Origin of the sequence: Protofrankia symbiont of Coriaria myrtifolia, assembly GCF_900634755.1 — a bacterium.
Taxonomy (GTDB): domain Bacteria; phylum Actinomycetota; class Actinomycetes; order Frankiales; family Frankiaceae; genus Protofrankia; species Protofrankia coriariae.
This window is the reverse complement of the sequence record NZ_CAAAFS010000126.1, coordinates 9,998-23,745: the sequence shown is the minus strand read 5'-3', so window position 1 is coordinate 23,745 and position 13,748 is coordinate 9,998. Positions and strand designations below refer to the sequence as shown.

Genomic DNA, 13,748 nt, shown 5'->3' with positions numbered 1-13,748 from the left:
GGCAGGTCGTGATCTGGGGCGCTGGTGCCGTGACGGTCACTGCCGTCCTGACCGCCGGCTGGCCGCTGCTGACCGCGGCCCACGCCACGGACCCGCCGCGACGGTCGGCGACGATCGCGGCGTCCACTGTCGTCATCACGACCGTGGCCGGGATGGCCGTCAACGACCTGGTCGGTCTTCCCGCCGCGTTCCGCGCCCTGTGTGCGCTGGGTACGGCGGGCGCCGCGTGCTGGCTTGCGGTACAGGCCCGCGGGCTGGCCACGACCGGTGGCTTCGCCGCAAGGACCGGGACTGGGAAGGCCGAGAAGACCGACGGTGACCCTGACGGGGACGCCCTCTGCGCCCAGGACGACGTCGTCCAGGCTCTGGTGGTCGCCGCCTACGCCCTGCAGATGGGGGACAACCACCGCGCCAGCGACGCCGTCGACGGCGCGCTCCAGCGGTCCCGGGCCGCCTTGGACGCGCTGCTACGCGAACGCCAACGGGGTGACTTCGTCCGGCGGGAGCCGGTGCGGTCGTACCGGACGGTGGCGGACGTGTCCGCCGCCCGGCACTGAAACCGGCACCAGGACCGGCGCCGAGACCGGCGCTGGAAGCAGGCGGCAGCGGGCTCCCCGCCGACGGCGGGCCGCCCATCGCCGGGATCCTGGCCCGCAGCCAGGATCCCGGCGATGGGCGGCCGGTCAGCTCTCGCGTGCCGCGCCCCCGACCGTCTCCAGGTCACCCGACGTGCTCTCCTGGGGTGGCGCGACAGCCCGCGAGGCACGCCGGCGGCCGGCGCGCGCTCCTGATGAACGGGATCCGTTCGATGACGGGCCCGAGCCGTTGGCCGCGCCGTCGTGGCCGGCCGTGTCACGCACGGCATCGTCACGAGCGGCATCGTCACGAGCGGCATCGTCACGCACGGCCCTGTCACGAGCGGCCCTGCCACGAGCGGCCCTGGTGCCGGGAGCTGCGCCGCCAGGGGCCGCGGTGTCGGGAGCGGCTGGCACGGCGTCGGCCGGGGCGGCCCCGGGCGCCTGGGCATCCGGGGTGGCGGCGCCCGATGCCGCGCCGGCCGTTGCCACCGCGTCTGCCACCACCGGATCTGCCGCCGCGGTGCCTGTTGCCGCACCTGCCGCCACGGCATCCGATGTCGTGCTGCCGGTCGGTGCCGGCGCCGACACCGGCGGGTCGGCCGGCACGCCCCGCGCGGGCGCGGACGCGCCGTCCAGGTGCAGGATCACCCCACGCCCGCCGCAGTGCGTACACGGCTCGCTGTACGCCTCCAGCAGTCCCTGACCGACTCGTTTGCGGGTCATCTGCACCAGCCCGAGGCTGGTCACCTCCGCGACCTGGTGACGGGTGCGGTCCCGGCCGAGGCACTCCGTCAGGCGCCGCAGGACGAGTTCGCGGTTGCTCTCCAGCACCATGTCGATGAAGTCGATGACGATGATCCCGCCGATGTCTCTCAGCCGGAGCTGACGGACGATCTCCTCGGCGGCCTCGAGGTTGTTCTTGGTGACCGTCTCCTCGAGGTTGCCGCCCTTGCCGGTGAACTTGCCGGTGTTGACGTCGATGACCGTCATGGCCTCGGTACGGTCGATCACCAGGGAGCCGCCCGAGGGCAGCCAGACCTTGCGCTCCAGTGCCTTGGCAAGTTGCTCGTCGACCCGGTACTCGTCGAAGACGTCGACCGGGCCGGCCTGCCGGCGGACCCGGTCACGCAGGTCCGGCGCCACCATGTCGACGTAGTCCTCGATCATCGTGGCTTCTCCCGCTCCCTGCACGACCAACTCGGCGAAGTCCTCGTTGAAGATGTCCCGGATCACCCTGATCACAAGGTCGGGCTCACCGTAGAGCAGCGCCGGGGCGGTGGCCTTCGTCGCCTTGCGGCAGATGTCCTCCCACTGGGCCGACAGGCGAGCGACGTCCCGGGCAAGCTCCTGCTCGCTGGCGCCCTCGGCCGCGGTCCGGACGATCACTCCCCCGTCCTCTGGAGTGATCTTCTTCAGGATCGCCTTCAGGCGGGCACGCTCGGTGTCCGGAAGCTTACGGCTGATCCCGGCGTTCTGCCCGTCCGGCACGTAGACCAGGTAGCGGCCGGGGAGACTGACCTGGCTGGTCAGCCGCGCCCCCTTGTGACCGATCGGGTCCTTGCTGACCTGGACGACGATCGACTGGCCGGACTTCAGCACTTGTTCGATCTTGCGGGGCCGGCCGTCGAGCCCGCTGGCGTCGTAGTTGACCTCACCGGCGTACAGGACGGCGTTGCGCCCCTTGCCGATGTCGACGAACGCCGCCTCCATGCTGGCGAGCACGTTCTGGACCCGGCCGAGGTAGACGTTGCCCGCGTACGACCAGGAACTGGCCCGGGTGACGAAGTGCTCGACAAGCACCCCGTCCTCAAGTACCGCGATCTGGGTGCGGTCGCCGGCGTTACGGACGATCATGCGCCGTTCGACCGCTTCCCGGCGGGCGAGGAACTCGGCCTCGGTGACGATCGGCGGACGGCGCCGACCGCTGTCCCGGCCCTCCCGCCGGCGCTGCCGCTTGGCCTCCAGCCGGGTCGAGCCGCTGACCCCGCGGACCTCGTTCGCGCCACGGACCTCGTCGTCGCGGGTCCGTCCCTCGCGCACGTGTACGACCGTCACCGGCGGGTCGTCAGGCGCACCGTCGTCGACGAGCGCGGCACCGTCCCGTCGGCGCCGACGGCGCCGTCGGCGCGAGCTGCCCGGCAGCCCTTCCTCCTCCTCGAGGGCTGCGCCGGCCGGGCCGGTCTGCCCGGACCGGGACTGCTCGGACTCGTCGGACTCCGCCGGTTCCCGGTCCGCCGCCGATCGTGGGTCGTCAGCCCCGGAGCGGCCGGAATCGGCCGTGCTGTCCAGGCCGCTTTCGTCAGAACGGCCACGCGCCCCGCTGAAGGCTGCGGTGTCCAGCTCGTCGATGTTGTCGGTCTCCTCGTCGGCGCGAGCCCGGCCGCGGCCGCGCCGGCCGCGCCGGCGCCGGCGCGTCGAAGCGCTGTCGCCGCTGTCGTCGGCCGCCGGATCCGTCTCCGTCGGCGCGTCGGCATCGGTGTATCCGGCGAGCTCCAGCTCAGGTTCGTGCTCGGGATCGTCGTCGACGCCCGAACCGGTACCGACGGCCGGCCGCGGTTCGGGCTGCGCGTACCGCCGGTCTCCACCGGTACCGGTGGACGGGCCGGCCGTGGCGGTGGACGCCCCATCGGAGCCGTTCGCGGCGTCCCCGTTCACCCTGTCGGCACCGAACGCGGAGCCGAACGAGAAGGTGTCGGCGCTGGTCGGCGAGGACTCGCGGCGGCGGCGCTGCACCAGCTCGATCGCGGCGGGCTCGGGCGCCTGGAAGGTCACCGTCGTGACCGCTCGGCCGAGGCGTGGCCGTGGCTGCGCGGCCGGGGCGATGTCGCCGGTCACCGGCGTCCGCGGTCCGTCGGTCCGCGCGGCCACGGAACCGCTAAGATCAGAACGGGAGAGATCAGATTCGGGCGCGGCCGGCCACGACCGGTCGGAACCGGTGGGCTGGACAGCCGTCACTCGCGTTGCCGACGGCTCTGTTGTCGACAACGGCGACAACTCTGCCGGCGATGGCTCAGCCGGCTCCGCCGGTGGTGTTGACGGCGCCGTCGTCGACGTGGCCGGTGTCGCTGACGCTGTCGTCGACGGCACGGCTGCCGGTTCCGGCGGATCGGTTCTCGCGGTGGCCGGCTCGCTGGCCACGTCGCTGACGGCTACCGGCTCGTCCGGTGACGACGGCGTACCGGATGACTCGGTCGTGGCAGGTGACTCGGTCGGGACCTCCGCGCTGATGTCGACGGCGGTTTCGGCCCCGTCTCCGGTCAGGACCTTGGGCGGGGGTCCGGCTGATCGTCCGGCAGCGCGCCGCCGTCTCGGTGCTGGACGAGTGGTAGGTGTCTCATCGGAGCCTGTCAAAATGTCTTCGGGCACGGGTTATGAAGCCTCTCGGGGTCCCCGGGCGCGCTGCTGTCACAGTCGCGACCGCTCAGGAACCACTGTCTCGGTCCGGCGGCGTACCACCAGCGAATCCTGCGACACCCTGCATCACGCATCGATTCGACCGACCAGCCGTTCCGCGTCGTCGCGGTCCGGCATGAGCGGATCCGCCACGGTGCCATCCGCCAGCAGCCGACCTTGCCCGAGCCGCAGCGGTTCGGGTGGTACTGGCGGCCGAAGGCCGGCGACCACACAGAGGGCGGTCAGCATGTCGTCGGGTCGTACGGCGGGCGTCGTGTGCCGCACAACCGTATCCAGTATCGCACACGTGTCGTTCTCCGCACGGCAAACCATCAAGACCACTGCCTGACGGACATCGAAGCGCCGATGTCCGTCCTTGATGACCCGCTCCACCTCGACCAGGTCACGGGCGAGCAGTGCGTCGACGGCGGCGGCCAACGCGGCGGGCGCGACACCCGGCAGCCGAACCCGCCAGCGCGACGCGTCCACCAGCTCCGCCAGTGGCGTCGCGGTCGCCAGCGCGCAGGCCACCACGTCCAGTCCGGCCGGCAGGGCCGCGTCCAGCGCCTCCCCCAGCGCCCGGGGCTGGCGATGCTCGGCCAGGGCGAGCTCGACGTACTCGGCCTCGCTGGCGGCGCCCGTGGGGGCGGCGCCCAGCCAGGAGATGCGCGGATGCGGGCTGAAGCCCGCCGAGTACGCCATCGGGACGTCCGCGCGCCGCAGGGCACGCTCGAAGGTCCGTGCGACGTCCCGGTGGGACAGAAAACGCAGCCGTCCCCGCTTGGCGAACCGCACCCGCACCCGCGCGACGACCGGTGGCGGGGGCGGGCCCTCAGGACGCCGCGGCATCGGCCGGCCTGCCGAGGTTGCCCGAGCCGCTGGGGCTGCCGGGACCGCCGGGCCGGGCCGGGCCGGTCGACACGAGCGGCAGGAGGGTCCGGCCGGTCGGGCCGATCTGGGTCTGCGTACCCATGGTCGGGCAGACCCCGCAGTCGTAGCAGGGCGTCCAGCGGCAGTCGTCCAGCTCGGCCCCGCGCAGCGCTTCCTGCCAGTCCGACCACAGCCAGTCACGGTCGAGGCCGGCGTCCAGGTGGTCCCAGGGCAGTACCTCGCGCTCGTCGCGCTCACGGGTGGTGAACCAGTCGAGGGAGATCCCCAACGGTTCCAGCTCCGCGGCGCAGGCCTTCTCCCAACGCTCGAAGGAGAAGTGCTCGCTCCATCCGTCGAACCGGCCACCGTCGCGCCATACCCGTTCGATCACCGCGCCAACCCGGCGGTCACCGCGAGCGAGCAGGCCCTCGATCATGCCCGGACGGCCGTCGTGGTAACGGAAACCGATCGATCGTCCCACCTCCCGGTCGCCGCGGATGGCGTCGCGCAGCAACCGCAGCCGGGCGTCGGTGACCTCGTGGGAGGCCTGGGCCGCCCACTGGAACGGCGTGTGCGCCTTGGGCACGAAGCCGCCGATCGACACCGTGCAGCGGATGTCGCGGTGTCCGCTGGCCCGCCGCCCGGCCCTGATCACCTCGCGGGCGAGGCCGGCGATCGCCAGCACGTCCTCGTCGGTCTCGGTGGGCAGGCCGCACATGAAGTACAGCTTCACCTGCCGCCAGCCCTGGGCGTAGGCGGTGCTGACCGTGCGGATCAGGTCCTCCTCGCTGACCATCTTGTTGATGATCCTGCGTAGCCGTTCGGAGCCGCCTTCCGGAGCGAAGGTCAGCCCGCTGCGACGGCCGTTGCGGGAGAACTCGTTGGCCAGCGTGACGTTGAACGCGTCCACCCGGGTCGAGGGCAGGCTGAGCGAGGTGTGGGTGCCCTCGTACCGGTCGGCCAGGCCCTTGGCGATCTCGCCGATCTCGCTGTGGTCGGCGCTGGACAGCGACAGCAGCCCGACCTCGGTGAACCCGGAGGCGGCCAGGCCCTGGGCGACCATCTCGCCGACGGTGTCGATGCTGCGCTCCCGGACCGGACGAGTGATCATCCCGGCCTGGCAGAAGCGGCAGCCCCGCGTACAGCCGCGGAATATCTCCACACTCATCCGTTCGTGGACGGTCTCCGCCAGCGGGACCAGCGGCGCCTTCGGATACGGCCAGGCGTCCAGGTTGCTCACGGTGTGCTTGGCCGGCCGGTCCGGCACCCCGGGACGGTTCGGGGTGACCGCGCGGATCCGGCCGTCCGGTCGGTAGTCCACGTCGTAGAAGGACGGCACGTAGACCAGCCCGCGCCGGGCCAGCCGCATGAGCAGTTCCGTCCGCCCGCCGGGGCGTACAGCGGGCTGGCCGGCGGTCCTGAAGGCACGGACTACGTCCGTGATCTCCAGGACCGCCTGCTCCCCGTCACCGAGGACGACCGCGTCGACGAACGCCGCGATCGGCTCGGGGTTGAACGCCGCGTGCCCGCCCGCGATGACGATCGGATGCCGCTCGTCCCGGTCGGCTGCGTGCAGCGGGATGCCCGCGAGGTCCAGGGCGGTCAGCAGGTTGGTGTAGCCGAGCTCTGCGGCGAAGCTCACCCCCAGCAGGTCGAAGTCACCGACCGCGCGGTGGCCGTCCACGGTGAACTGGGGGATGCCGTGCTCGCGCAGCAGTTCCTCCAGGTCCGACCAGACCGAGTAGGTGCGTTCGGCCAGGACGTCCGGCTGCTCGTTGAGGATCTCGTAGAGGATCTGGACACCCTGGTTGGGAAGGCCGACCTCGTAGGCGTCGGGATACATCAGGCACCAGCGAACCAGCGCGTCCTCCCAGGGCTTGACCTGGGAATTTCCTTCGCCGCCAAGGTAACGCACGGGTTTGCGGACCCGCGGCAGCAACGGCTCCAGGCGAGGGAACAGCGACTGTCCGGACATGTCCGCGAGCCTACGGCACACACGCCGGCCAGCACATGGTCACCGGCCGCCGACCGATCGACGGACGATCAATGGACGACCGACGGGCACGGCCGCCGGCCGGTGAGCCCGGCTGGCCGCGAGCCCGTCGGACCCGCCCTACCAGGCGACTGCACCGGCCCTACCGGGCGACTACAAGGCATAGGAGCGCTACAGGGCGTAGGGGTCCGAACGGGATCGGAGCCGGACGTTCTGCAACAGGCCGACCGCCAGCAGGTTCGCGAACATCGACGACCCTCCGTAGGACAGGAATGGCAGGGGCAGCCCCGTCACCGGCATGACCCCCAGGGTCATCCCGATGTTGACGAACATCTGGAACGCGAACCAGCACACCACCCCAGTAGAGATCATCGTCCCGAAGGTGTCGCCGGAGTCGAACGCGATCGACAACGCCCGCCACAGCACCACGCCGAGCAGCACCAGGACCCCGCCGGCGCCGAGAAAACCCAGCTCCTCCCCAGCGACCGTGAAGACGAAGTCGGTCTGCTGCTCGGGCACGAACTGGCCCTGGGTCTGCATCCCGCTGAACAGGCCGCGGCCGGTCAGGCCGCCGTTGGCGATCGCCGTCATGGCCTGGTCGACGTTGTAGCCGGTCGACGAGGTGTTCTGGTTGTCCCGGACGAACTCGGTCAGGCGCGCCTCCTGGTACGGCTTGAGCAGATGGAACTGCAGGATGGCCGCGCCGAAGAGGACCCCGCACAGGATGAGCCCGATCACCCATCGGCTCGGGGCACCGCTGACCGCGAGCATGCCGAGAATGACGAACACGAACACCATGACGGTGCCGAAGTCCGGCTGCATCATGATGAGTGCCATCGGCACGACCGCCAGCGCGAGCACCAGAATGACGTCCTGGTGGCCGGGGTTGAGCCTGATACCGGTGTCGCGGTCGTCGTGTTTCTCCCCGAGAATCATCGCCATCCCGAGGATGAGTGCCACCTTGGCGAATTCCGAGGGCTGCAGCTGGAAACCGGCCGGCAGGACGATCCAGGAGTGTGCCCCGTTTATCGTCGAGCCCACCAGCAGAACGGCGACCAGACCGAGCAGCGATCCCAGGTACACGAACGGCGCGTATGCCCGCAGAATGCGATAGTCGACGAGGGTCGCCACGCCCGCGAGTACCAGCCCGATGGCCAGGTTGAGCAGGTGGCGCTTGAGGAATATCTGTGGGTCGCCACCGCTCTCGATCTCGCGCTGCCGGGTGGCGGACCACACCAGCAGCGCCCCGAGCACCGCCAGCATGATCACGGAGATCTGCAGCGGCCAGTCCAGCCGGCGCAGCGGGGAGTGCCGGCCCGACGCCCGGTCTCGCAGCTGGCCGATCCTGCCGCGCGGTGGAACCGGGGACGAACGCAGGGCCGTCGGGCTCGTCATGAACCCTCCATCCATGATCGCCGATAGAAGAGCGGGTGACCCGGGGGCCCTCGACGTCAGCCGGAACCAGCGCTGGCGGGAGCCCCGGGGCTCGGGGGGACATCGGGTGGCCCGCGGACGGAGGCGGTCACCGCACCCGTGACGGCCGCGGGCGCGGGCGCCACGGCCGTACGGACGGCGGCCCCACTCACGGGGGTCGGGCCGGCGGCCACGGCAGCGATCCTCTGAACCGACACGTCCTGGACCGTGGTATCCGGGATGCTGGCACCCGGGATGGCCGCCGGCGCCGACGCGGTACCGGCGGCCGCACCGCCGGCGGTGCCGCTGGCAGTCGCACCGGCGGCGGCCGCACCGGGGGCGGCCGTATCGGCGGCGAACGTCCCGTCCCGCTCGAGGCGGGGCAGTTGCGACGGCGGCCTGCCGTCGGCGAGCGCCGCGGGGCGTCCGATGCCGTAGATGCTCTGGTAGATGGCCTTGACGGCCGGAGCCGCGTACTCGGCGCCGGTCCCGGAGTCCGGGACGGTCACGACGACGACGAACTGCGGGTCGTTCGCGGGCGCGAACGAGGCGAACCAGGAGGTGTCCCCGGTCCCCTCCACCTCGGCGGTACCGGTCTTGCCTGCGATCGGGATGGTGTCGTTCGGCCAGTCCGCGAACACCCCGGTCGCGGTCCCGCCGCCCTCACTGGTCACCCCGTGCAGGGCGTTGCGAATGTAGGCCAGCGAGTCGGGCGCGACCGGAAGCCTGCCGGCGACCCTGGGCTCGATGGCCCGTACGACGCGGCCGTCCGGGGCCATCACCGCCTTGGCCAGGGTGGGCTGGTACAGCGTCCCGCCGTTGGCGATGGCGGCGTAGGCGGCCGCGAGCTGCAACGGGCTGACCGACAGGTACTGGCCCTGCCCGATCGCGAACTGGACCGCCGCGCCTCCGTTGTACAGGTAGCCGTCGACGCACGCCTCGGCGGCGTAGCGGCGGAACCGCTCGGCCTTGGCCGGGTCGGTGACCTCCGGGTAGCCGTTGCGGGCCCGGCGGCAGTAGGAGTCCTTCAGCTCCTCCCAGATCTCCTTCGCGCCGGCCCGGTCGACGACCGACCCGGCTGTCTCGCCCGGCAGGTCGATGCCGGTGCGGCTGCCGAACCCCAGGGCGCGGGCCATCCTGACGAAGTACTCGTTGGGATCCCGGTATGGTCCGCGCCCGTTGCGCAGCCCGCCGTCGGCCAGCCATGCCTCGTAGGCGAACTGGTCGAAGATGACGTCGCAGGAGATGACCAGGGCCTGATGGAGGGCGATCGGTCCGGCGGACGACCCCTCGAAGTTGTGGAAGGTCTGGGTGCCGATCTGCAGGCTGGGCGCGCAGTCGTACTTCTTGGTGGTCGACGCGCTGAGGTTGGTCAGCGCGGTCAGGGTCGACACCGGCTTGAACGTCGACCCGGGCGCGCTCGAGCCCTGGTACGCCCGCGACAGCAGCGGAATCCCGTTGGCCTGGTCGGACAGTGCCTTGTAGTCAGCTTCGGAGACGCCCCCGACGAAGACCGACGGGTCGTAGGAGGGCAGGCTCGCCATGGCGATCACGCGACCGGTCTTCGCGTCGAGCACGACGCCGGAGGCGGTGCGCGCCCGCTCGCCGCCGAGGGAGTCCAGGGTCTTCTGCAGGGTCTGCTCAACCGCCTGCTGGACGCCGATGTCGAGCGAGAGCACGAGGTTGCCACCGCTGCGCGGCGCGGTGGCCGACGCGGTGCCCGCGACCCGCCCGAACCGGTCGACCTCGAGCCGCTGCACGCCGTCGGCGCCCCGCAGGTCCGTGTCGTAGGTGTTCTCCAGGCCGGCGACACCGACCAGGCTGTTCTGGTGGTATCCCTTGCTGGCGCCGTCGGCGTCGAGTTGCTTCTGGGTGACGGGGCTGAGATATCCCAGCTCGTGCGCGGCCAGGGAGCTCTGGGGGTACTCGCGCACGGCCTGCAGGTCGGCCGAGACCCCGGGGAACCGGTCGGGATGTTCGATGATCGCCAGCGCCTGCTGCGCGGAGACGTCCTTGGCCACCGGGACCGGCTGGTAGGGCGAGCCGTTCCAGCACGGCGGCTTCACCGTGGCGGAGCAGAACTGGATGCGCGCCCTGACGTCGGCGACGGGCATCCCGATCACACCTGACAGCCGCTCCAGCACGGCCTGTCCGGAGTCCTTCTGCCGGTCGGTGACCGACCGGTTCACCGATATGACCAGGGAGGTCCGGTTACGGACGAGGGGCCGCCCCTGGTCGTCCACGATCTGGCCACGGATCGCCGGGGTGACGACCTCACGGACCCGGTTGGTCTCGGCGAGATGGCGGTAGTGGTCACCGTCGAGTATCTGCAGGGTCCACAGCCGGGCACCAAGTGTGATCAGCAGGGATACCGCCAGGACGCGCAGGACGACCAGCCGCACCCGGATGCGGTCGTCCAGGGACGCCTCCAGGGGGCCCGGCCGTCGCGCTCGTCCTCCGATCACAGCTGCTCCCTGCGCAGGCGCCGCAGCCCGGCGGTGACCAGCGGGAAGACGACCGGGGTCAGCACCAGCGCGTAGAGCGCCGCGCCGAGCGCGCGCAGCAGCGTCTGGGTACCGGTCAGGCTCGGCTGGCCGATGATGCCGGCCATCGCGGCGTGACCGGCCGTCGCCGTCGCCGACGCGGCGGCAGCGACGGCCAGCGGCAGGTAGGCCGACCGGTCGGTCTCCTCGCCGACGAGCCCCACCCCGTACCCGACCAGCGAGAAGACCAGCGCGGTCTGGCCGAGGACGTGCGTGGAGAGCAGGTCCGCGAGCACGCCGACGCTGAAGCCGACGACCGCGCCGGTGACGGGTCCCTGGCACAGCGCCACGAAGCAGAGCACGACCAGGACGATGTCGGGGCTGCCCAGCGGCAGGCGCAGCGCGGCGATGACGGACACCTGCAGCACGATCAGGACGGCCATCACGGCGACGGTGACCACGACGATCCTGCCCCGCGGCTCGGCCGCGCGCGTACCCGTGTCCCACATGATCCCGCCTCAGCCGGTGGACGTCCTCGCCGCGGGGGCGAGCGTCGCTGTCGGGGAGATCCGCACGGGCAGGCCTGGCGACGGCGACGCGGTGGCCGGTGGCCGGGACGGCGCGGCAGCCGGCGGCGCGGCGGTCGGCGGCGGTATCGGACGTGGTGGCAGCAGCCGGTCGCCCGGATCGGTGGCGGGGCGGCCGACGACGACGCCGACGAGGTCCAGTGAACCCAGGGCGGCGAAGGTGGTGACCTCGGCCGAGCGCGAGAGCCCCCCGCCGGAGTCCAGGACCTTGGTGACGACGCCGATCGGCACCCCGCCGGCATAGTCGACGCTGCCGAACGTCACCAGACGATCGCCCGTCTTCACCTGGAGGGTGGCGTCGTAGAGGGTGAAGGTCAGGCTGCCGGAGGTGCCCCGGCCGGTCACCGCGCCGAGCAGCCTGGTGTTCTCCAGCCGGGCGCCGACGTGGCTGGCCGGGCTGGAGACCAGCCGGACCACGGTGGTGTGGGCGGTGGCGGTCAGGACGGTGCCGACCAGCCCGTCATTGTTGATCACCAGCCTGTCCGGGACGATACCGTCGGCGCTGCCGGCGTTGATCGTAACCGTCCAGTCCGTCCCCGTGATGTCACCGATCGCCACGACCCTGGCCGGGATGATCGTGTACTCTCCCCTGTCGGCGAGCAGCCGCAGGCTGGACAGCGCCGCGGCCTGCCGCCGCACCTCCTCGTCCTCGGCGAGGCGCCGGCGCAGCTCGGCGTTTTCCGCGGCGAGGGCATCCGCGCGCTTCTGGTACCGGTTGGGATGGGCCAGCGCGGACAGGGTGCGCCCGATCGGACGGGTGACCGTGCTGACCGCCCCCTCGACCCCGCCGAACGCCTCGCGCAGGGCACCGCGCACGCCGGACGAGCGCTCGCTCGAACGGTAGTCAATGGTGATCAGAGTAAAGGCCACGACGAGCAACACGATTATGATCATGCGGGAACGCCGGGTGTCACGTCCCACCACCGGCCTCCGTACCTGACCTGAAGAGAACCCCGTGCCCGCGGACGGTCAGCGACGGGGCTCGGAGATGAGTACCTGCTGCAACGCCTCGAACTCCTCTACACACTTGCCGGAGCCCATGGCGACCGAGTGCAGCGGGTTGTCGGCTATGTGGATCGGCATGCCGGTCTCGTGGCGCAGGCGTTCGTCCAGTCCGCGCAGGAGCGCTCCGCCACCGGTCAGCACGATCCCGCGGTCCATGATATCGCCGGAGAGCTCCGGGGGGCACTTGTCGAGCGTGACCTTGACCGCGTCGATGACCGCGTTCACCGGCTCCTCGATCGCCTTACGGATCTCCTCGGCGGTGACGACGATGGTCTTGGGCAGGCCCGAGACCAGGTCCCGGCCGCGGATCTCGGCGCTCGGCTCGTCCGACATCTTGTGCGCGGAACCGATGGCCATCTTGATTTCCTCCGCCGTCCGCTCACCGAGCATGAGCGAATACTCCTTCTTGACGTAGGAGATGATGGCCGTGTCCAGTTCGTCCCCGGCGGTCCGGATGGACTGGCTGGTCACGATCCCGCCGAGGGAGATCACCGCCACCTCGGTGGTGCCGCCGCCGATGTCGACCACCATGTTGCCGGTGGGCTCGTGCACGGGCAGACCGGCCCCGATGGCCGCGGCCATCGGCTCCTCGATGATGTAGACCTTGCGCGCGCCGGCCTGGTAGCCGGCGTCCTTCACCGCCCGCTGCTCGACCCCGGTGATACCGGAGGGGACGCAGACGACCAGCCGCGGCTTGGCGAAGTGCCGGCGCCGATGGACCTTCTGGATGAAGTAGCGCAGCATGCGCTCGGTGGTGTCGAAATCCGCGATGACGCCGTCCTTGAGCGGACGGATCGCGACGACGTTGCCGGGCGTGCGGCCGATCATCCGCTTCGCCTCGGTCCCGACGGCGAGGATGCCCGTCGTGGTGGTGTTTATCGCGACCACGCTGGGTTCGTTCAGGACGATTCCGCGGCCACGGACGTAGACGAGGGTGTTGGCGGTGCCAAGGTCCACGGCCATGTCACGGCCTAGGAACGACAGCGAACTGGACATCGTCGGATGCCGGCCTTCCCGGGTGTGGGGTCTGGGTGCGCACGCAGGCTGTGCGGGGTGTGCAAGGCAGGCGGTGTCCGTAACGATGTCGTGTCCACTGCTTGTTCGACGGGCCCCATCCAATAGTCCAGTAGTCCGGCAATCCAGTAGAGACGCTGTTGCAGATACCTGCTGTTGCAGACACCAAAGAGCGTAAACCGGGCCCCTCGAGCCTGCCGTAGGTGTGCGGATACGTGGCGTGCGACGGTTCACCTGCCACGCCGGGTCACCAGGCCTGTCAGCCCCGACCCGTACGATCAGTTCTAACACTCGGAGTAGCAAGGATGCTACCTGAGACAACCCGATGAAGGCGCCCGGAGTAACAACATTACGTAACCCTCACGAATGTAACCCGCATGAACCAGACCCGTACGAACTTGGACACCCACCC

At 71.0% G+C, this 13,748-nt stretch carries 9 protein-coding genes; 1 reads left to right on the top strand and 8 read right to left on the bottom strand.

Features of this window, described 5'->3' with window-relative positions; genetic code table 11:
• The coding region (locus tag CM1CMNOD_RS06945; RefSeq protein ID WP_207387472.1) for an MFS transporter at positions 1–557 on the top strand (557 nt) is incomplete at its 5' end.
• Positions 558–683: 126 nt separating this feature from the next.
• Here CM1CMNOD_RS06945 and CM1CMNOD_RS06940 read toward each other — a convergent pair.
• The 8 genes from CM1CMNOD_RS06940 to CM1CMNOD_RS06905 all read right to left on the bottom strand — a co-directional run bounded on the left by CM1CMNOD_RS06940 (position 684) and on the right by CM1CMNOD_RS06905 (position 13,318).
• Positions 684–3,413, bottom strand: a complete 2,730-nt coding sequence (locus CM1CMNOD_RS06940) for an Rne/Rng family ribonuclease (RefSeq protein ID WP_013872955.1) — start codon at positions 3,411–3,413, stop codon at positions 684–686.
• 645 nt (positions 3,414–4,058) lie between these two features.
• Positions 4,059–4,820 carry a TIGR03936 family radical SAM-associated protein gene (locus CM1CMNOD_RS06935; RefSeq protein ID WP_013872954.1) on the bottom strand — a complete coding sequence of 254 codons (762 nt, stop codon included), beginning with the start codon at positions 4,818–4,820 and terminating at the stop codon, positions 4,059–4,061.
• Positions 4,804–6,816: a TIGR03960 family B12-binding radical SAM protein gene (locus CM1CMNOD_RS06930; protein WP_013872953.1), complete on the bottom strand. Its 2,013-nt coding sequence runs from the start codon at positions 6,814–6,816 to the stop codon at positions 4,804–4,806. Before CM1CMNOD_RS06930 ends, CM1CMNOD_RS06935 begins: the two co-directional genes overlap by 17 nt.
• A 189-nt stretch (positions 6,817–7,005) precedes the next feature.
• Positions 7,006–8,229 (bottom strand): rod shape-determining protein RodA, encoded by a 1,224-nt coding sequence (rodA, locus tag CM1CMNOD_RS06925; protein WP_013872952.1) that lies wholly within the window; start codon positions 8,227–8,229, stop codon positions 7,006–7,008.
• Positions 8,230–8,285: 56 nt separating this feature from the next.
• Entirely contained in the window at positions 8,286–10,667 is a 2,382-nt protein-coding gene (gene mrdA / locus CM1CMNOD_RS06920) for a penicillin-binding protein 2 (protein ID WP_050803728.1), read from the bottom strand.
• A 41-nt stretch (positions 10,668–10,708) separates the two neighbouring features.
• Positions 10,709–11,239, bottom strand: coding sequence for a rod shape-determining protein MreD (gene mreD / locus CM1CMNOD_RS06915; protein ID WP_013872950.1), 531 nt, complete (start codon positions 11,237–11,239; stop codon positions 10,709–10,711).
• A gap of 9 nt (positions 11,240–11,248) precedes the next feature.
• Positions 11,249–12,238, bottom strand: a complete 990-nt coding sequence (mreC, locus tag CM1CMNOD_RS06910) for a rod shape-determining protein MreC (RefSeq protein ID WP_013872949.1) — start codon at positions 12,236–12,238, stop codon at positions 11,249–11,251.
• Between the two features lie 48 nt (positions 12,239–12,286).
• The gene (locus CM1CMNOD_RS06905; protein ID WP_013872948.1) at positions 12,287–13,318 is read right to left on the bottom strand and encodes a rod shape-determining protein; all 1,032 of its coding nucleotides are present in this window, start codon (positions 13,316–13,318) and stop codon (positions 12,287–12,289) included.
• Between the last annotated feature and the right edge of the window lie 430 nt (positions 13,319–13,748).

Bases quoted from the DNA above. Each gene is read 5' to 3' on its own strand.
- CM1CMNOD_RS06935 (WP_013872954.1), bottom strand. From the start codon at position 4,820: ATGCCGCGGCGTCCTGAGGGCCCGCCCCCGCCACCGGTCGTCGCGCGG.
- CM1CMNOD_RS06930 (WP_013872953.1), bottom strand. From the start codon at position 6,816: ATGTCCGGACAGTCGCTGTTCCCTCGCCTGGAGCCGTTGCTGCCGCGG.
- rodA (WP_013872952.1), bottom strand. From the start codon at position 8,229: ATGACGAGCCCGACGGCCCTGCGTTCGTCCCCGGTTCCACCGCGCGGC.
- mreD (WP_013872950.1), bottom strand. From the start codon at position 11,239: ATGTGGGACACGGGTACGCGCGCGGCCGAGCCGCGGGGCAGGATCGTC.
- CM1CMNOD_RS06905 (WP_013872948.1), bottom strand. From the start codon at position 13,318: ATGTCCAGTTCGCTGTCGTTCCTAGGCCGTGACATGGCCGTGGACCTT.